The organism is Hanstruepera ponticola (assembly GCF_002940745.1).
Taxonomy (GTDB): domain Bacteria; phylum Bacteroidota; class Bacteroidia; order Flavobacteriales; family Flavobacteriaceae; genus Hanstruepera; species Hanstruepera ponticola.
In genome coordinates this window covers 2,254,130-2,273,763 of sequence record NZ_POTB01000001.1, presented here as the reverse complement: position 1 = coordinate 2,273,763, position 19,634 = coordinate 2,254,130, and the positions used below count along the sequence as shown (strand labels likewise).

Here is a 19,634-nt window from a genome sequence, read left to right as displayed (position 1 = left end):
TCAATTATTTTAATTCACAATCATATATTTTTTAACTTGCTCTTATTTAAGTTACCCAGAATGAATCTTACAAATAAAATCGCTTGGTTTTTAATATTATTAAGTATCACCTCTCAATCTTTTTCTCAAGTTTATTCAGAGCTAAACAATAAAAAGAAGGACACCACCGAATATAAATATATCCTCCCCATATTTGGAAAAAAAACACATGCTTTAGGGTTTGACTTACCCTATTCTGCAGGCTTAAGTTTAAATTATTTAACTCAAAAATCAAATATTGTTATTTCTAATGTAAGTGTAGGATTTAATAATAGTGAGTTATATAATGTAGATGACCTTATTCGATTTAACAAAACTACAGCTACCTCAAATGGCTTAAATATAAGACCCGATTTATGGATATTCCCTTTTTTAAATGTTTACGGAATATTTGCTCAAGCTACAACCAACACAAATGTTGATGTTAGTGTAGTTATTCCGAGAATTAGTGGTTCTGAAGAATTATTTAGAATCCAAACCAGTCCTGAATTTAACACGACTACTGTTGGTTTTGGATTAACACCTACAGCTGGTTTTTTTGGTGGTTGGATTGCTCTTGACATGAATTTTACATGGACTGATGTTGATGCACAAGAAAACCCTGTTTACGCCTTTGTATTCGATCCGAGAATTGGTAAAACTTTTAACTTTAAGAAACCTCATCGTAATATTTCATTATGGGTTGGTGGATTTCGGGTCAAAGTAAGTCGAGACACACGTGGTAGTTTAAATTTTGGAGAAGTTCTGCCTATTGAAGAATGGGAAGATAAAATTACAAATGGGCAAGTAAAAGTTGGTGAAGCACAGATAGAACTTGATGATTGGTGGGATAACTTAAGTCCTATTCAACAATCCAATCCAGTGAATGTTGCCAAACGAGAGGCAAATCAACTCAAACTTAACGCAGCCTCAAGAGTTTTAAATGGAGCTGAAAGTGCTTTAGGTACAGCTGAAAACTCAAGTTTGCAATACACCCTTGATAAAAAACAAGAAACCATGTGGAATTTCATTGTAGGTAGTCAGTTTCAGCTAAACAAGCATTGGATGATTCGTGCTGAATATGGCTATTCATCAGGTAGAGAGCAGTTTTTTGGAGGATTGCAATATCGCTTTGGCTTATAGAAATTTTAAAAGAATGACGAATAAATTTCAATTATGAAAAAAACCATTTTATTACTGACGGGATTGTTTTTTACAGTTTCTACCATTCAAGCACAAGCTGCTTTATTTGCCTTATTATTTGGAGACAAAGTTGCTTCTGAAAAATTTAATGTCAGTTTAGAGTTAGGTTTTAATCAACCTTTTTATTCTAATCTTGACAATAACGATAGATCAAAAATTGGCGTAAACTTTGGAATTGGAGGCAACTTAAAACTATCGGAAAATTGGTTTTTAAGTCCAAATATCTATTTTTTAGCGAAACGAAACATACAATTAAACAATTTCTCTTTAGCTAGTGGTAATGTGAATTTAGACTCACAATTTGTAAATGTCCCAACAGAGGTAACATTAAATTACATTGATGTTCCTATATTTATATCTTATCAAACCAATAATAAAAAATATCGTTTTGGAATGGGACCTCAAATATCATTTTTACAAAAGTCAAGAGCTATTTTTAAAAGGCCCGAAGGTGATTTTACTCAAAATTTTGATGGTTATACAGAAGATATAGACTACGGATTAATGGCCGACTTCGCTTATGTTTTAGGCAAAGCACATAAGGGAAAAGGCATCATCATTCATTTAAGATATTATCATGGACTGAATGATATATTAACTGATAAAATTAGTTCTCAAAATAATAGCTCTAATTTTGTAGCCTTACACCTAACTCTACCATTTATAACTGATGAGTTAGCAGAAAAGAATTTAAAGGAAAATTAAAGTGTTTTCTTTAACGCTATTAGATTTGCCAATAATAATTCCGAACTTAATCTAGTACTATAATCAGGATTAATATATTCATAAAGTATTTTACCCTTGGTATCTACAATCATAACTGTTGGCACTGGTAAAATATCAGAAGCTTCTTTTTGCGTTTTCTTAAAAATGTACCCTTTAGCTTTTTCTGGCGTTTTAAATCCAATACCTACAGCTTGAATAAATTCAGCTTTAGGATCTGCAAACACACTATAGGACAAACGTTCTCCTTCTATTGTTGGTTGTAAGGATTCTACGTGATCAGGACTCACTGCAATAATTTGATACCCTAAATCCATGATTTCTTGTTCAGATTCACCTAATGCTGATAATTGATTATTACAATATGGACACCAACCACCTCGATAAAACACCAACACCGTTGGCTTATTTTTTATCAGGGAATTTACAGAAACTTGATTGCCATTTGGATCCAACAGGATCGCATCTGGAATAGTCTCACCAATTAATAGTGGACTAATATCTTCGGCTTGTTCTGGAACTTGTGCTAATACTGGTAAAGATAAAAATAAGGTAAGGATAATTGTAAGTGTCTTCATGATTTTGTTTTTGATTGAGTCTTAACTTCAATATTTACCTTACAAAAATTTAATGCGGTAATTTATCCTTTATCAATCCATAAACAAAAGTTCCGGCCACTGCTGCCAAAACCACTATAATCATGGAAACATAACCAGATCCAACCAGTGTATACATTGGTCCCGGACAAGCTCCAGCAAGAGCCCAACCCAGACCGAATAAAATACCACCAATTATATACCTATAAAAACTTTTGTCCTTCGCTTCAAAATGAATAGGGTTTTTATAAAAGGATTTAACTTTAAAACGCTTTATAACATAAGTCATCAATACGCCTAAAATTAATGCCGAACCAATAATTCCATACATGTGAAAAGCTTGAAATTGAAACATTTCATAAATTCTGAACCATGATGCAGCTTCAGATTTAAACATGGTTATTCCAAACAAAATCCCGATTGCTAAATAAACAAGTGTCTTCATATCTTAAAATATTAAAGGGAATAAAAAGTGAATCATAACCAATCCACCAATAAAAAAACCAACTACAGCTATTAAAGAAGGTAATTGTAAATTACTTAACCCTGAAATCGCATGTCCTGAAGTACAACCTCCAGCGTATCGTGCTCCAAAACCTACCAGAAAACCACCAATTATTAAAATAGCTAACGATTTTATATTACTTAAAGCCGAAATACTAAATAGTTCAGTTGGTAAATACGCTTGTCCAGCACTTTTAAACCCTAAACTATTTAAATCTGAAATAGTACTGTCACTTATGAGTACAGCATCATTAGGCGTTAAAAAATTTGAAGCTATGAATCCTCCAATAACAGCTCCAAGAACAACTATAAGATTCCAGCGTTGCGACTTCCAGTCGAAATTAAAAAAATCGGCCTTCTTTCCTGCTCCAGCGATACTGCACATAGTTCTTAAATTGGAAGACATCCCAAATCGCCTATCAACCATAATTAATAAAAACATAATTAAAGCTATCATTGGTCCAGAAACATACCATGGCCAAGGTTGTAATATATATTCCATACTAACTTTTTTTTGCAAATAAAACAAATACTAATTATTTGCAATGTAACATTTGTTACGAAATTTATCTTCGATTAACTGTAGTTTTAACGTGTAAAAGAAATGTTCCGTAAATTTGCAAAAGCATTGAGAAAGAAAAATGAATAAATACATACAAGCATTTTACGATTCCTTCATAAACACTTTAAATTGGACTTGGAATTCTATTGTTTTTGAAGTACCCTGGTACACGAATTACTTTTGGGGATTAATTGTTATTTCTTTGGTTGTTTGGTTTTTGGAAATAGCTTTTCCTTGGCGTAAAAACCAAGCTATATTTAGAAAAGACTTCTGGCTAGACGCATTTTACATGTTTTTTAATTTCTTCATCTTTGCCATTGTAATCAGTGGCGTGTATGCTGTAATGCAATTAGGTTTTAATGACTTGGGCATTTCAATGAAAAGTTTAGCCCTAATAGATATATCTGTTTGGCCAATGTGGTTGCAATTATTAACCTTTTTTATTGTTCTAGATTTTGTACAATGGCTTACTCATGTCATGCTTCATAGGTTTGAAGTATTATGGCGTTTTCATCAAGTACATCATAGCGTAAAAGAAATGGGCTTTGCAGCACACTTGCGCTATCATTGGATGGAAAATATTCTATATAAACCTCTGAAAGTTTTTGGCGTCATGATATTAGGTGGTTTTGAACCTGAACAAGCATACATTGTACATTTTACAGCCATAGCTATTGGTCATTTCAATCATTCAAACATTAAAATAACTTGGGGACCACTAAAATACATTTTCAACAATCCAGTTATGCATTTATACCACCATGCTTATGCCTTACCAAAAGACAGAAATTACGGTGTGAATTTTGGGATTAGTTTGAGTGTTTGGGACTACTTGTTTAAAACCAACTACATTCCTGAAGAAAGTGGCACTATAGAATTAGGTTATAAAGGTGATGACCAAATGCCTAAAAATTTCTGGAGACAACTAACTTATGGTTTCTTTTCTAGTAAAAAGTAATGACTATTTATTAAGTAACTTTATAAAGAGTTCTCTTCCTTTTCTACTATCAATCGAGTTGTAACAGGTTTCCAATGTTTCAATCTTAAAATAGGGCTCAAAGTATTTTATATACTCGTTTTTAGAACCTCCAAACGGTGGATGAGTAGTGTTTAAAGGATCATCAAAAAGAAGACCAACTAATTTTCCATCTGTTTTTAATAATCCATGCATTTTAATGGCATAATTGAAGCGCAAATTAGGATGAAGTGCACAGAAAAATGTTTGCTCTAAAATCAAATCAAAAGATTCTTCTAGATCAAAAAAATTACCGTTAATTAATTGATTCTTGGGCATTTCAGGTAAACGCTTTTTTAAATTATTTAAAGCTGTTTGAGATAAGTCTATAACATAAACGTTTTCAAAACCATTTAACCATAAATATTCTGCTTCATAAGCATTTCCAGCACCTGGAATTAAAATTTTCAGATCCTTATTTCTTAATTGATCAATATAGGTTTTTAAAGGTCTAGAAACTGCACCAATATCCCAACCTAGGTCGTTAGTTTGATAACGTCTATCCCAAAACTCTTCAGATAAGTCGATAATTTCAGACATGTGATTCTATAAGTTTTATTAAGTCAATTTTTTGAACCACTCCAGATTGTCTCCACAATTGTTTTCCATTTTTATACAAAATAAGTGTTGGTACACCACGAACTTGAAGCTGAGCTGCTAATTCTTGATTCTTATCAACATCTATTTTAATAATACTCGCCTTATCTCCTATTATATCTTTGACTTCTTTCAGAATTGGGCTCATCATTTTACAAGGTCCGCACCATTCTGCAAAAAAATCGATTAAAACAGGTTTATCTTTATTAATAATACTTAAAAAATTGCTCATAATTATTTTTTATCAAACGAAATACTCCACATACCACGAACCTCATTTTCAGTATATCCAATGGCCATATCATTTGGATACAAGCGTTTTATAGTACTATAAACATTATGGTCTATACTTTTACCATGACATTGTAAACACATGGAATTAGTAGTAATAGGATAATAAAAGTTTACTTTATCTGTTAAATGTTCAACAATAGGTTGTGGCTCTTGATTATTACTTATAACCTTTTCAAATTTCTTCAAATAGTATTTTTCTTTTGATTTTGCGGCATTTTTCGGATTTCTTGGCTTATCCGATACGCGTTTTATTGTGGCATTATAATATAAAGCCATACTATCAGTAATTGAATATGCCTTTTCATTACAAAATTCGACAGCTTCTATAATTCCCTTTTTCTGAATAGACATCATCAAGCTTTTTCCGAGCTCGGCTTTTGTTCCCATTGCGTACTTCATCCCAATGTCTTTATATGAAAGATTAGAATCTAATCTTGTTGCCTGCTGTACACCTTTCATCTTTCCTTTACCCATACCATTTCCTTTTCCATATTCGCTTTCTTGACCTTGCTGAAAATGATCTTCAAACCATTCTGGCTGTTCAATATCAAATTCATAAAGATATTCTGCTATTAAAGTAATGGTTGATTCTGGATAGGAAGCTTTAGGCATAGCACCAAAACGTATAACTGCACCAGGCATTTTTGAATCCTGAGCATTAGGATTTTTCATGAAGTCCTGAATACTCTTTATAAAGTCTTCTTTCGAAATTCCGGCTGTTAAGTAATGCTTTTTCACAGCTATCATCGGTGGCGCAATGCGCTCATCATGTCCTGCAGTTGGACTATGACATACATTACAATTAATTTCTAATAGTTTTTTACCAGGATGTTCTTTTTCATTTGTTAATGAAGTTGCCGCTGTATAGTCATTTTTCTTTTCAGAACTGTTATTACAACTGATAACTACTATACTTAAAATTAAAATGAATATTAACTTATTTCTCATGATTTGATAGTTTTCCTGTTGCACAACTCACGAATGATTTGGCTTTAGTAACTAACGAATTGTCGTCATTCATTTCTGGATATCCAAGTGCCTTTAGCTTCTGTTTTACCTCCAAAACTGTGGATTCTAAATCGTAGTTAAAAACAACCTCATCTTTATCAACTAAAACATCTACGTTACTGACATCATTTAATTCAAAAAGTTTTGTTTTTATAGTATGTGCACAGCCACCACATTTTAGATTTTGAATTTTTATTGTCTTTTTCATAAGTAACATTTTATAGTATAAAATTAATAAAAGAGGTTAAATTTTAATGTAACATTTGATACAAAAAAAGAGCGTCTGAAGACGCTCTTTTTTTAATTGAAAATATAAAATCTAATTATTTTAAAGTTGATGGGCAAACATGTTCAGTTACTGGTATACCTGCTTTTTTAATGGCTCCAAATCCGCCTGCAACATCAACTAAATTATGTATGCCACGACTCTTTAAGATAGAAGCGGCTATGACACTTCGATAGCCTCCTGCGCAGTGTACATAAAATGTTTCGCTTTCTGGAAACTCACTTAAATGATCATTCAAAAAATCTAATGGCGTAAGATGTGCGTCTTTTATATGGGAACTCGTATACTCACCTTCTTTTCTTACATCAAAAACTGGAATATCGTCTTTTTCTAATGCTGCTTTAAATGTTTCTGCAGTTATCGATGAGATCGTATCATAATCTTTAGAAGCCGCTTTCCAAGCTTCAAAACCACCTTCTAAATACCCCAGGGTATTATCAAATCCAACACGTGATAAACGTGTTACAGTTTCTTCTTCACGTCCTTTTGGCGTAACCAATAAAATAGGTTGTTTTACATCGGCAATTAGTGCTCCAACCCATGGTGCAAAACCACCATCAATTCCAATAAAAATTGATCTTGGAATATGTCCTTTTACAAAATCGTTTTGATGACGCACATCTAAAACAATGGCTTCCGTTTCATTGGCTGCAGCTTCAAATGCGTCTGGTGACAAGGCTTGAGTACCTCGTTTCAAAACCTCATCAATATCATCATATCCTTCTTTATTCATTTTTACATTTAAAGGAAAATATTTAGGTGGCGCCTGTAATCCGTCTGTCACTTCCTGAATAAATTCTTCTTTTGTCATGTTAGCTCTTAAAGCATAATTCATGTTCTTTTGGTTTCCTAGCGAATCAACCGTTTCCTTCATCATATTTTTGCCACACGCCGAACCTGCGCCATGTGCTGGATAAACGATAACATCATCGGCTAATGGCATAATTTTAGAACGCAAACTATCAAACAACATTCCTGCTAATTCTTCTTGTGTCATATCAGCCGCCTTTTGAGCTAAATCTGGACGACCAACATCACCTAAAAACAAGGTGTCTCCACTAAATATAGCATGATCTTTACCATTCTCATCGCGTAACAAATACGTTGTACTCTCCATGGTGTGCCCCGGCGTGTGCAAAGCTATGATAGTGATATCACCGAGTTTAAATTCTTCGTTATCTTTAGCTATATGCGCTTCAAAGGAAGGATTTGCAGTTGGCCCATAAATGATGGTTGCTCCAGTTTCTTTTGCTAGGGTTACATGACCACTTACAAAATCTGCATGAAAATGCGTTTCAAAAATGAATTTGATTTTAGCATGATCTTTTTTGGCTCGATCTATATACGGCTTTACTTCCCGTAATGGATCTATAATGGCCACTTCGCCTTTACTTTCAATATAATAAGCGCCTTGCGCTAAACATCCTGTATATATTTGTTCAATTTTCATAATTCTGTTTTTTTAATTTTTACAAATTTAAAGCCTTAATTAAAGTTTGACAGTAACTAAAGTTACATAACTATTTCACGAAAAACTCCATATAGAAAATAAATATAGCCATCACAAAAATAAAGTAACCAAATCCTTTTTTCAATTTATTACCATCGATAAAATTCCCTAAATAACTTCCTATAAAGATACCAATTAATGACAGAGCAGTAAATGTTAAAAGAAATACCCAATCTATTTCCATGGTCAGAGCATCTCCCAGAAAAAAACCCAATAAGGATTTAAAGGCTATAATAATTAATGATGTGCCTACGGCAACTTTCATTTTCACATTAGCTAATATTACCAGGGCTGGAATGATTAAGAAACCGCCTCCCGCTCCAATAAAACCTGTTATGGCTCCAACAACCAAACCTTCTAGAAGAATTAATGGATAGTTATATTTGATTTCTTTATTATCGGCTTTTTCTTCTCGTTTTTTTAACATAGAAAAAGCTGCAGGAATCATTAAAAGAGCGAATAGTCCAAACATGCCCATTCGGCGTGTAAATTCGAACTCACCTATATGAAATAAAACATCTGGAAGTGCTGGTACAACATAATGCCTCACCAAAGTTACACCAATGATGGCTGGCACGCCAAATACAAAAGCCGTACGCCAATCAACATAACCCTTAAAATGTTGTTTTATGCCTCCAATTAGCGCACTTAAGCCAACCACAAACAATGAATATGCTGTTGCAACTTTTTCATTTACCATAAACAAATAAGCCAACACAGGAACAGCTAATATAGAACCTCCACCTCCAATAAGACCTAATGATATGCCAATAATTAAAGCACTTATATATCCGAAAATTTCTAATAAATCCATAATTCGTTAATGAAATATGTGTGCAAAGATACAGATTGATAAATAGGCAATAAGTAACAATAGTTACATGTCATATTTACTTTAGAACAATATGATTTCTATGTAACTCGACTTTTCCTAAATTTTCTAGTTTTTTGAGTAATCTAGAAATCACTACGCGTGAAGAATGCAACTCATAAGCTATTTCTTGATGTGTACTATTTATAATATTATCGTTTGAAATACGAGCTTTCTCATTCAAATACTTCAATAAGCGTTCATCCATTTTCAAAAAAGCTATACTATCGATTGTTTCTAGTAATTCATTCAAGCGATTATGATAACTCTCAAAAACAAAATTTCTCCAGCTTTTATATTTTGCTGACCATTCTTCCATTTTTTCGATTGGAATCATGATTAATTTAGCATCAGTTTCAGCAATGGCACGTATTTCACTTTTAGTTTGTCCTAAACAACAGGTTAATGTCATAGCACAGGTATCACCTTTTTCAAGAAAATATAGGAGTAATTCATCACCATCATTATCCTCACGCAATATTTTAACAGCACCAGAAACTAATAAAGGCATTGATCTTACATATTGGCCAATCTCAATCAATTTATCACCTTCAGGAACTTCTTTAAATGTGCCAACTTGATTAATCTCACTTAAAAGTTCTTTTTCAAAAAGATGTGAGTAGTTATGTGTGAGTTCTTGAATCATTCTGATTTAGTTTCTGTTAAAGCATATCGTTTCACCAATTTTCCAAGTGATAGACCCTGAATCAATATCGAAAACACAACTATAAAATAGGTTATCACCAAAAACAAATCACGTTCCATATCAACGGTTAATCCTAATGCTAAAGCAATTGAAATACCTCCTCGCAATCCTCCCCAAGTCATAATTAAATTGGTTTTTGGTGCAAAATTTAATCGTTTTTCAAAAAATCGAACTGGAATTAGTAAAGACAAATAACGACATAATAATACCAAAGGAATAGCAATTAATCCTGCAGAAATATAATTGGTTTCAAATGTTAAAACTAGGATTTCCATTCCAATTAATACAAAGAGAATAGTGTTCAATAATATATCTATAAGTTCCCAAAATTTGTCGACATAACTTTCTGTTATTTCAGACATGGCAGAATTCCTAACGGTATCATTACCAATAACCAATCCTGCCGTTACCATTGCTAATGGTGCAGATAAATGATAAGCTTGTGCAATAACAGTTCCTCCCATAACAGCGGCGAGAGTAATAATTACCTCAATATCATAATCGTCTATTGACCTCATTAATCGGTATGTAATCCAGCCTATTGCGAGACCTAAAGTAATTCCACCAATTACCTCAACAGCAAACAACTCGAATATCTCAGAAACTTCAATTTCACCATGTCCTATTTGGGCAACTTTAAAAATGGTTAAAAATATTACCACTCCAACACCATCATTAAATAACGATTCACCAACAATTTTTGCTTCTAATTGTTTAGGCGCACCAACATTTTTAAGTATTCCCAAAACCGCAATGGGATCGGTTGGGGAAATTAACGCACCAAATAAGAGACAATAAATAAGTTTGACTTCTAACCCAAACAATGGTAAAACAAAATACATCCCATAACCCACAAGAAAAGTTGAAGCCAAAACCCCTAATGTCGCAAACACCAAAACTGGCCATCGTTGCACGCGCAACTGTTCAAAATTAGTATGAAGTGCACCAGCAAATAGCATAAAACTCAACATAATATCGAGTAAGACTTCCTTAAAATCAATTTGCGTAATGATATACTTTTCGGCATCCAATAATGTTGAATCAAAATAGCTTAATGCAAAAACGACCATTGTAAATACAATAGTTATAAACATTAAACCAATGGTGTTAGGAAGCTTCAAAAATCGCACATTTACATAACCAAAAAGGGCTGATAAAACAACAAGTATTGTAATGATATGAAAGTAATCCATGAATAAATTTTATTGAATATGCAATATACTATTTTCACTTTTTTTAAAAGTTGAAAAACCTCACAATTTTATGTAATCATTAATAAATTACTTCGACTTAAAACCGTATATTCATTTTTTTCGTAGAAATATTAATCGCCTAAAAAGAAAAAATGCAAAAAACTTATTACGATCCAGCTGATTTGAGAAAGTTCGGTAAAATTTCAGACTGGAATGAAGAATTGGGCTCTAAATTTTTCGAATATTATAATTCGGTATTTAAAGAAGGAAGCCTTACGGAACGAGAAAAATCACTTATTGCGTTAGCGGTAGCTCATACCATACAATGCCCTTATTGTATAGATGCTTACACTGGTGATGGTCTGCAACGTGGTATTACTAAAGAAGAAATGATGGAAGCACTTCATGTTGCCGGAGCTATTAGAGGTGGCGCATCCCTTGTACATGGTGTGCAGATGATGAATAAAGTCAATAAATTAGATTTATAAATGCTGAAATCGCTCCATAAACGTCATAGTGAACTAGCTAAAAGTAAACGTCAAGTAGAAATATTATCCAACGGTATTTTCCAAAGTGGTGACTTGCCAAAATTTAAAGATAAAATAGCAGAAAGCAATCAATTCCCTTTAAAAGCAAACAAACTTGAAATATTGCAAATAAATGTTGGATATATGTGCAATCAAGTTTGTGCACATTGTCATGTAGATGCAGGTCCTGATCGCAAAGAAATTATGACCAAAGAAACCATGTTACAATGTCTTGATGTTATTAAAAAAACTGAAGCACATACATTAGATTTAACAGGAGGTGCACCAGAAATGAATCCAAACTTTAGATGGTTTGTTGAAGAAGCCTCAAAAGCTGGAATTAAAGACTTTATTGTACGCTCTAACTTGACCATTATTAGAGCCAATAAAAAATATCACGATTTACCAGAATTTTTCAAAAAGCATAATGTTCATGTTGTCAGTTCTATGCCACATTGGACCAAAGGTAAAACAGATAAGCAACGTGGTAATGGTGTTTTTGATAAATCAATCCAAGCATTAAAAGATTTAAATGCTATTGGTTACGGTTTGCCAGGAAGTGATTTGCGTTTGGATTTAGTTTATAATCCTTCTGGAGCTTTTTTACCTGGGAATCAAATGGCATTGGAGAAGGATTTCAAAAAAGCTTTATTAGACGATTTTGATATTCAATTTCATAATTTATTCGCCATAACTAATTTACCTATCAGTCGATTTTTAGATTATTTAATTGCTTCAGAAAATTACGAAGATTATATGTATTCGTTAGTAGAAGCCTATAATCCAGAAGCTGTTAAAAATGTTATGTGTACGAATACTATTTCGGTGAGTTGGGATGGCTATTTGTATGATTGTGATTTTAATCAAATGCTAAATTTACCTGTAAAAAGTAAAGCCAAACATATTTCAGAATATAACTCTGAATTACTAGAAGGTCGTTCTATTGTCATTTCGCAACATTGCTATGGCTGCACAGCAGGTGCAGGAAGTAGCTGCCAAGGAAATGTAACCTAATGAAAACAATTTTTTTACATATCGCTTTTTTTTGTGTTGTATTATCCGGTTTTTCACAAGAAACATTATCGAATTTACTTAAGCAGTACAATACCAATTCAGTTCCCTACATATCTGTTCAGGAGCTAGCTATGCCTAAAACACAAGCTATAATTTTAGATGCAAGAGAATTACCAGAATATGAAGTAAGTCATTTAAAAGATGCTATTCATGTTGGTTATGATAGCTTTGACATTAAAATTTTAGAAAATAAACTGACTGATAAAAATGAATTAGTAGTTGTGTACTGTTCTTTAGGTATACGTTCTGAAGACATTGCTGAACAATTTAAAAAGACAGGGTATACCAATGTTTACAATTTGTATGGTGGCATTTTTGAATGGAAGAATAACGGTTTTAAAGTTTATAACAATGATGGAGAAACCTCTAAAATACATGGCTTTTCAAAGGAATGGAGCAAGTGGTTAATTAAAGGTGAATGTGTTTATGAATAAAAACCTCCTCATCGTTTTTGTAAAAAACATCAAACTTGGTAAAGTAAAAACACGCCTGGCTAAAACCATTGGAAATCAAGAAGCATTTGCCATTTACAAAATACTTGTAGATAAAACCGAAGAAGCCACGAAACACTTGCCAGTTGACAAGCATATCTATTTTTCAGATGAAATCATTTCAACGAAATGGCCAAACGATTTTAAAACTGTTCAGAAAGGTGTTGATTTAGGCGAACGCATGAAAAATGCTTTTAAAGATGGATTCGATAAAGGTTATAAAAACATCATTCTTATTGGTTCGGATTTACCCGATATTTCTGAATCTATTTTAACTAACGCATTTGAAATTCTTAAAACTAATGACACTGTTTTTGGTCCAGCTGAAGATGGTGGCTACTATTTAGTTGGTATGAAACAACTATATAACTGTGTTTTTGATAATAAAGCTTGGAGTACAGCAAGCTTATTGCATGACACTATTCAAGAGTTGAAATCTGAAAACAATTCATTTGAATTGTTAGAAATGCTAAATGACATTGATACTTTTGAAGACTTAAAAACATCAACAATTTACAAGACCTATTTACATGATAAAATTAATAACTGAAACAACAGAATATTTACAAAGCAAAGGATTTGACAACCCCGAAATTGGAATTATACTAGGAACCGGTTTAGGTAAACTTTTAGATGAAGTAGAAATCATTGCCGAAGTGAGTTATAATCATATTCCTAATTTTCCCACAGCAACAGTTGAGTTTCATAAAGGCAAATTGATTTATGGGTTAATTGAAGGCAAAAAAGTTGTGGTTATGCAAGGACGCTTTCATGTTTATGAAGGTTACACGCTTCAGGACGTCACCTACCCTGTTCGCATAATGGAAAAACTAGGTATAAAAACCTTATTGGTTTCTAATGCATCAGGAGCAATAAATCTGAATTTTAAAAAAGGGGAGCTCATGCTAATTGATGACCATATAAATCTTCAAGGCAGTTCACCATTAGCCTTTAAAGGTGTTGAGTTTTTAGGCGAACGCTTTACTGATATGAGTGAACCTTATGACGCTGAAATAAATTCTAAAATCGAATCCATTGCTAATGACAAAGGTATTAAACTTCACAAAGGTGTTTACGCCAGTGTTGTTGGTCCGCAATTAGAAACAAAAGCTGAATACAAAATGCTAAAAATAATTGGTGCAGATGCGGTTGGTATGAGTACGGTTCCAGAAATTATTGTCGCTAATCATTTAAATTTAAAAACTGTGGCAGTGTCAGTTTTAACGGATGAATGCGACCCAGATAATCTAAAACCAGTTGATATTTCAGAAATAATTGAAATGTCTGGAAAAGCAGAACCGCAAATGATTACTCTCTTTAAAGAATTAATTAAATCACTCTAAATACATGAGCAATTACCTAGACACTACACATGATGTTTACAAAGAAGCAGCGCTAACACCAGATGTTGGGTTATGTTGTACGACAAATCCTATTTGGGAACTACCAGGATTAAAAATTCCAAGAATCATGCAAGAAATGAATTATGGTTGTGGTAGTACTGTGCATGCACGTGATTTAACCAATAATCCAAAAATGCTTTATGTTGGTGTTGGTGGAGGTATGGAATTATTACAATTTGCCTATTTCAATCGTGAAAAAAATGGTGTCATTGGGATTGATGTTGTTGATGAAATGTTAGAAGCTTCACGAAAAAACTTTAAGGAAGCTGAAGAACTAAATCCATGGTTTAAAAGTGAGTTTATAGAATTAAAAAAGGGTGATGCCATGAATTTGCCTGTTCCAGATAATAGTATTGATGTTGCTGCACAAAACTGTTTGTTCAACATTTTTAAAGCTGACGATTTAAAAAAGGCTATTGCCGAAATGTATCGAGTATTAAAACCCCATGGACGTTTAGTTATGAGTGATCCAACATGTGAACAACAAATAAATGATGAATTGCGAAATGACGATAGATTAAGAGCTTTGTGTTTAAGCGGTAGTTTGCCCATTGCTGAATATGTAAAAATGTTAACTGATGCTGGTTTTGGAACGATTGAAATTCGTGCTAGAAAACCATACCGTATTTTAGATCCATTGCATTATCCAACAGATGAATTAATTTATATTGAATCTATTGAAGTAGCAGCAATTAAAGATCCAATGCCTGTTGATGGGCCTTGTATCTTTACAGGAAAAGCTGCTATTTATTATGGCGACGACGATTTTTTTGATGATCAGGCAGGTCATGTTTTATTAAAGAATCAACCTTTAGCTATATGCGATAAAACGGCGAGTGCGCTAGCTACTTTAAATAGACATGATTTATTTATTAGCGAGTCGACATACCATTATGATGGTGGTGGCTGTTGCTAATTAACAATATTGGAATAGTTATTGAATTTAGATGAGTATGAAAAAAGTTTTAATCATTATCACTATAATATTATCCACACATCAATTATCAATGGCGCAACAGGTTGATCATACAATTTGGTCAACATTTTTACAAAACCATGTAAGTAAAGATGGTCATGTCGATTACAAAAACATCAAGGCAAATAACACAGAATTAACTAATTATCTCAACCAATTTGTTGAAATATCTCCAAGTAAAACTTGGAAAAAAAATGAAATACTAGCCTACTGGATTAACGCTTATAATGCCTTTACCGTTAAGTTGATTATAGACAACTATCCTGTACAAAGTATAAAAGACATTAAAGATCCTTGGGATCAAAAATTTATTCCAATTGATGGCGAACTGATTTCATTAAATGATATTGAACATGAGATTTTAAGAAAAATGGATGAACCTAGAATTCATTTCGCTATTGTTTGCGCTTCGGAATCCTGCCCTAAACTCCAGAATAAAGCTTTTGTTGCTGATAAATTAGAAGAACAATTAACTAATGCAACCAAGGAGTTTTTAGACGATAACACAAAAAATAGAATTACGAAAAATGAATTAGAGCTTTCTAAAATTTTCAAATGGTTTTCTAAAGATTTCAAACAAAAGGGCAGTCTAATTGATTTTCTAAATCAATATTCAGAAGTGCAAATTTCAGAAGGTGCTAAAATCAAATACTTGGATTATAGTTGGGAGCTGAATGATTAATAAACTTTCCATAATAATTCCTGTTTTAAATGAAGCTGAAAACATCGTTTCATTATTAAATCATCTCAATGAAAATGCTTCCCCTGAAAATATCGCTGAAATTCTTGTAGTTGATGGAGGTAGTACAGATGGTACTCCAGAAAAAATTCTAAACACAAAATTTGCACATGCAAATTTCACTCGAACTGACATTAGGTTATTGCGTTCCGAGAAAGGTAGAGCTAGACAAATGAATTTAGGTGCTAAAAAGACAACTGGAAATATACTCTATTTTCTACATGCCGATTCCTTTCCTCCAAAAAACTTTGACCGCTTTATTATTAATGAAGTCACCAAAGGAAAAGAAGCCGGTTGTTTTAGAATGCAATTTGATAATAGTCATTGGTGGTTGCGTTTAGCAAGTTGGCTCACGCAATTTTCATGGCGTGCTTGCAGAGGAGGTGATCAAAGTCAGTTTGTTACCAAATCCCTATTTGAAGAAATAGGAGGCTACAACGAAAACTATATTATTTATGAGGATAATATATTGATTAACGAATTATATACTAAAAAGCAATTTGTTGTTATTCAAGAGAAAATTAAAACGTCTGCGCGACTTTACGAAAAACATGGTGTCTGGAAATTACAATATCATTTCTGGGCCATCTATGTAAAAAAGTGGTTTGGTGCTTCGGCCGATGAACTATACAGATACTACAAAAAACATATAGCAGTGTAACAAAACCTAGGCTACGCTCGTCTGTTAAAAATAAGATAAATCTTACTTAAAGAATCTATAAAATGTATGTTCTGTAATTCAGAAAACAATACTTTCGATAACAAATTAATTACCATGAGACTAACCAAACTAATCATTTTATGCTTTGGAATGTTTGTATCTGCTGCACATGCCCAGCAAACAATATCTGCAAAACTTATAGATGCAACAAATCAAGCACCAATTCCATATGCCACCATTTCAATTGATGATTATACTGGTGTCATAAGTAACGATAAAGGAGAATTTAACATTACCTATAATAAAAAAATAACGTCTCAAGACTCGCTTTTTATTAGTTGTTTGGGCTATGAGCAGAAACATATAGCAGTGCAAAATTTTACAGATAGTATTATTACCTTAAATGCTAAATCCATTGATTTAAGTGAAGTTTTTATCACAAATAAAAATTACACCATTGATGAAATAATGGATAAAGTAAAAGCAGGGCTAGAAAATAACTACGATTTTGGATTAACCAAACGGAAATTATTCTACCGAGAATCGTATTACACGACTATGCTAAAAACAGATATCGACATTAAAAAATCAACTATTCCCGAATTCAATCAAGCATTTATAGATAGTGTTTTGTCTGCCGTTCCAAAAAACACAGATAGTCATACAGAAGTTCTTGCCGAACTGTATGGCAAGATCGAAAACGGTCAACCGCAAAAAATGGATATCCTAAAGGCTTCCCGCTTGTACGATAAGAAAAATGAGGTGACTTTTGAAAACTATGAAGATCGTTTCAATCAAATAGTCAGAAAACATGTGAAGCGTGATTCCTATTTTAAAATAAAATCTGGTTGGTTTGGCACTAAAGAAGAAATAGATTCCACATTCTTTGAAGATAAACAGGTAGATGAAGAGACTGCTGAATTTATTGAACAGAAAAAAGAGCAAGAGGAAAAACGAAAAGCTAACTTTTTAAATTGGCGAAAAAACACGATACATAATTTTGAAAACAATGGTTTTTTAGCCGAAGACACCGATTTAAACTTCATAGAAAAATCAAGAAAATACGAATTCGAATTATTAGATTTCGCTTATTTAAACAACGCGTTTGTTTATACCATAAGTTTCAAACCAAAACGAGGTGCAGACTTTGAAGGCACCATGTACGTAAACACTGATGACTTTGCAATTGTACGTGTAGATTATAAAAACGTAAAACCATTAAGAACTTTTGGGTTACTAGGTATATCACTTAATGAATTTTTAAAAGAGGGCACCATCATTTATCAAAAAAATACTAACGAAAAATACACGCTAAAATATGCCGATGCGTCTTTTGGACAACGCGTTGGCATTAAAAGGCCCATAAAAATTATTGAAAAAAATAAAAACGTAAAAGGTAGGCGTAAACAAAATGAAGTTGCTGGAGATATTCATTTTATTGTGAAAAACATTGATAAGCGTGAACTTATTGTTTTCGAATCTAATCCCATTACGGATGCCGATTTCGACAGTTTTAAAGAAATAGCCGATGTGACGCCTACTTACTTACCACAATATGACCCTGAATTTTGGAAAGGTTATAACATCATTGAACCAAATCAAGCTATTAAAGATTTTAAAATAATTGAAACTGAAGATTAATTGTGTAATTGGTAATGTGATTTTATAATCGACTCAACAGGTTTGTTTTGAGGCGTAAACTGGTTATTTGTTTCACCTCCTATGTCATCATGATTATGAAACCATTTCCAAACAAAACCACCTGAAAACCAAGGCTCTTCCCAAAACGTTTCAAATAAAGCCTGGGTAGCATTTGCTTGAGCACTTAAATTGACTTCAGTCATTGATCTATCGGATTTCCATGGTTCTTTGGCTGTATAGTCAACACTACGGTAACCAAATTCTGTAAACAGAACTGGTTTGTTCAGTGAATCGGCATATTTATTAATAATCGGTTTATGTATTTGCCAACCGTTCTTACAGTCTTCAATGGTTGGCGTTTGCAAATCGCTTAACGGAAAGTAAGCATCTATACCTATATAATCTATATCATTCCAAAACGGCGTGCGTTTAAATTCATCCCAATTGGCGGCATAAGTGAGTTTTCCTTTATAAACCTCTTTTATAGTTTCAATTAAATTATGCCAATATTCTGGCCTATTTTTAATGAAGTAATCCAATTCTGTACCAATACAAAACAATTCAACTTGAAGTTCTTCAGCCAATTCAGCGAACTCTAAAATAAATCTTGAATAGGTATTTTCAAATGCTTGCCAATCCACCTCAGACTCCATATCTATATGCCCTGTATAAGCACCATGCGAGACCCATATTTGTGGCTTGAGCATAATCTTTATATTCTGCTTACGAAGCGACTCAATATATTGTTTAACTCCTGCTCGTGTTTCCCCAAACCATTGTCTTTGTGAATTAAAAAATAGCTCAGGGTGTTCTAAATCTTGAATAAACCCAAAAGGCATTATCGCTGCGTAATTCGCATGTATGGAGGCCACTGGTTTTGTATGAGACGAATCAATAGCTATACCTGAAGCAACAAAACTTACACCATTAATTTTCTGGCTATCCACTGGCTTCATGGAGCAACCAAAAATGGAAAGCAAAACCAAACCAAAAAGAAATCGCATAAGTGTTAATTTATCCCTAAATTTAAACAAAC

24 protein-coding genes are annotated in these 19,634 nt (G+C 33.0%); 12 read left to right on the top strand and 12 right to left on the bottom strand.

Annotation, left to right across the window (positions count from 1 at the left end; translation table 11 throughout):
- Positions 1-60: 60 nt before the first annotated feature.
- Both C1S72_RS10310 and C1S72_RS10305 read left to right on the top strand, forming a co-directional pair.
- Complete coding sequence (locus C1S72_RS10310) at positions 61-1,161, top strand: hypothetical protein (RefSeq protein WP_205527088.1); 1,101 nt, start codon at positions 61-63, stop codon at positions 1,159-1,161.
- A gap of 33 nt (positions 1,162-1,194) precedes the next feature.
- Positions 1,195-1,926 carry a porin family protein gene (locus C1S72_RS10305; RefSeq protein WP_104735515.1) on the top strand — a complete coding sequence of 244 codons (732 nt, stop codon included), beginning with the start codon at positions 1,195-1,197 and terminating at the stop codon, positions 1,924-1,926.
- Here C1S72_RS10305 and C1S72_RS10300 read toward each other — a convergent pair.
- From C1S72_RS10300 to C1S72_RS10290, 3 genes are read right to left on the bottom strand one after another with little or no spacing between them, the layout of a single operon-like run.
- The gene (locus C1S72_RS10300) at positions 1,923-2,522 is read right to left on the bottom strand and encodes a peroxiredoxin-like family protein (RefSeq protein ID WP_104735514.1); all 600 of its coding nucleotides are present in this window, start codon (positions 2,520-2,522) and stop codon (positions 1,923-1,925) included. The genes C1S72_RS10305 and C1S72_RS10300 overlap by 4 nt on opposite strands.
- A 49-nt stretch (positions 2,523-2,571) precedes the next feature.
- Positions 2,572-2,985 carry a DUF6691 family protein gene (locus C1S72_RS10295; protein ID WP_104735513.1) on the bottom strand — a complete coding sequence of 138 codons (414 nt, stop codon included), beginning with the start codon at positions 2,983-2,985 and terminating at the stop codon, positions 2,572-2,574.
- A 3-nt stretch (positions 2,986-2,988) separates the two neighbouring features.
- Positions 2,989-3,546, bottom strand: a complete 558-nt coding sequence (locus C1S72_RS10290) for a YeeE/YedE family protein (RefSeq protein WP_104735512.1) — start codon at positions 3,544-3,546, stop codon at positions 2,989-2,991.
- 139 nt (positions 3,547-3,685) lie between these two features.
- Here C1S72_RS10290 and C1S72_RS10285 point away from each other — a divergent pair, with 139 nt between their 5' ends.
- A complete protein-coding gene (locus tag C1S72_RS10285) occupies positions 3,686-4,564 on the top strand; it encodes a sterol desaturase family protein (protein WP_104735511.1) in 879 nt (292 codons plus the stop codon).
- Positions 4,565-4,567: 3 nt separating this feature from the next.
- Here the strand turns inward: C1S72_RS10285 and C1S72_RS10280 are convergent, their stop codons facing one another.
- The 8 genes from C1S72_RS10280 to C1S72_RS10245 form a co-directional block, all read right to left on the bottom strand.
- Complete coding sequence (locus tag C1S72_RS10280) at positions 4,568-5,161, bottom strand: methyltransferase domain-containing protein (protein WP_230401614.1); 594 nt, start codon at positions 5,159-5,161, stop codon at positions 4,568-4,570.
- Positions 5,154-5,450 (bottom strand): thioredoxin, encoded by a 297-nt coding sequence (gene trxA / locus C1S72_RS10275; RefSeq protein ID WP_104735510.1) that lies wholly within the window; start codon positions 5,448-5,450, stop codon positions 5,154-5,156. The genes C1S72_RS10280 and trxA overlap by 8 nt, the downstream gene beginning before the upstream one ends.
- A 2-nt stretch (positions 5,451-5,452) precedes the next feature.
- Positions 5,453-6,460, bottom strand: a complete 1,008-nt coding sequence (locus C1S72_RS10270; protein ID WP_104735509.1) for a Tll0287-like domain-containing protein — start codon at positions 6,458-6,460, stop codon at positions 5,453-5,455.
- Positions 6,450-6,728 carry a heavy-metal-associated domain-containing protein gene (locus C1S72_RS10265; RefSeq protein ID WP_104735859.1) on the bottom strand — a complete coding sequence of 93 codons (279 nt, stop codon included), beginning with the start codon at positions 6,726-6,728 and terminating at the stop codon, positions 6,450-6,452. The genes C1S72_RS10270 and C1S72_RS10265 overlap by 11 nt, the downstream gene beginning before the upstream one ends.
- 115 nt (positions 6,729-6,843) lie before the next feature.
- Positions 6,844-8,256, bottom strand: coding sequence for an MBL fold metallo-hydrolase (locus C1S72_RS10260; protein WP_104735508.1), 1,413 nt, complete (start codon positions 8,254-8,256; stop codon positions 6,844-6,846).
- A 70-nt stretch (positions 8,257-8,326) separates the two neighbouring features.
- Positions 8,327-9,130: a sulfite exporter TauE/SafE family protein gene (locus C1S72_RS10255; protein WP_104735507.1), complete on the bottom strand. Its 804-nt coding sequence runs from the start codon at positions 9,128-9,130 to the stop codon at positions 8,327-8,329.
- 76 nt (positions 9,131-9,206) lie between these two features.
- Positions 9,207-9,833 carry a Crp/Fnr family transcriptional regulator gene (locus C1S72_RS10250; RefSeq protein WP_104735506.1) on the bottom strand — a complete coding sequence of 209 codons (627 nt, stop codon included), beginning with the start codon at positions 9,831-9,833 and terminating at the stop codon, positions 9,207-9,209.
- Positions 9,830-11,086 (bottom strand): cation:proton antiporter, encoded by a 1,257-nt coding sequence (locus C1S72_RS10245; RefSeq protein WP_104735505.1) that lies wholly within the window; start codon positions 11,084-11,086, stop codon positions 9,830-9,832. Before C1S72_RS10245 ends, C1S72_RS10250 begins: the two co-directional genes overlap by 4 nt.
- 152 nt (positions 11,087-11,238) lie before the next feature.
- Between C1S72_RS10245 and C1S72_RS10240 the strand changes: the two genes are divergently transcribed.
- From C1S72_RS10240 to C1S72_RS10200, 9 genes are all read left to right on the top strand, one after another.
- Positions 11,239-11,574 carry an arsenosugar biosynthesis-associated peroxidase-like protein gene (locus C1S72_RS10240; RefSeq protein ID WP_104735504.1) on the top strand — a complete coding sequence of 112 codons (336 nt, stop codon included), beginning with the start codon at positions 11,239-11,241 and terminating at the stop codon, positions 11,572-11,574.
- Entirely contained in the window at positions 11,575-12,627 is a 1,053-nt protein-coding gene (gene arsS / locus C1S72_RS10235) for an arsenosugar biosynthesis radical SAM (seleno)protein ArsS (protein WP_104735503.1), read from the top strand.
- Positions 12,627-13,121, top strand: coding sequence for a rhodanese-like domain-containing protein (locus C1S72_RS10230; RefSeq protein ID WP_104735502.1), 495 nt, complete (start codon positions 12,627-12,629; stop codon positions 13,119-13,121). Before arsS ends, C1S72_RS10230 begins: the two co-directional genes overlap by 1 nt.
- Entirely contained in the window at positions 13,114-13,728 is a 615-nt protein-coding gene (locus C1S72_RS10225; protein WP_104735501.1) for a TIGR04282 family arsenosugar biosynthesis glycosyltransferase, read from the top strand. The genes C1S72_RS10230 and C1S72_RS10225 overlap by 8 nt, the downstream gene beginning before the upstream one ends.
- The gene (locus C1S72_RS10220) at positions 13,709-14,521 is read left to right on the top strand and encodes a purine-nucleoside phosphorylase (protein WP_104735500.1); all 813 of its coding nucleotides are present in this window, start codon (positions 13,709-13,711) and stop codon (positions 14,519-14,521) included. The genes C1S72_RS10225 and C1S72_RS10220 overlap by 20 nt, the downstream gene beginning before the upstream one ends.
- A 4-nt stretch (positions 14,522-14,525) precedes the next feature.
- Entirely contained in the window at positions 14,526-15,497 is a 972-nt protein-coding gene (gene arsM, locus C1S72_RS10215) for an arsenosugar biosynthesis arsenite methyltransferase ArsM (protein WP_104735499.1), read from the top strand.
- A 37-nt stretch (positions 15,498-15,534) separates the two neighbouring features.
- Entirely contained in the window at positions 15,535-16,239 is a 705-nt protein-coding gene (locus C1S72_RS10210; RefSeq protein WP_230401613.1) for a DUF547 domain-containing protein, read from the top strand.
- Positions 16,232-16,957: a TIGR04283 family arsenosugar biosynthesis glycosyltransferase gene (locus C1S72_RS10205; protein WP_104735497.1), complete on the top strand. Its 726-nt coding sequence runs from the start codon at positions 16,232-16,234 to the stop codon at positions 16,955-16,957. The genes C1S72_RS10210 and C1S72_RS10205 overlap by 8 nt, the downstream gene beginning before the upstream one ends.
- Positions 16,958-17,071: 114 nt before the next feature.
- A complete protein-coding gene (locus tag C1S72_RS10200; RefSeq protein ID WP_104735858.1) occupies positions 17,072-18,598 on the top strand; it encodes a carboxypeptidase-like regulatory domain-containing protein in 1,527 nt (508 codons plus the stop codon).
- On the opposite strand, the gene C1S72_RS10195 is transcribed toward C1S72_RS10200, so the two are convergent.
- Positions 18,595-19,602, bottom strand: a complete 1,008-nt coding sequence (locus C1S72_RS10195) for a glycoside hydrolase family 113 (protein WP_162919956.1) — start codon at positions 19,600-19,602, stop codon at positions 18,595-18,597. The genes C1S72_RS10200 and C1S72_RS10195 overlap by 4 nt on opposite strands.
- Positions 19,603-19,634: the final 32 nt, after the last annotated feature.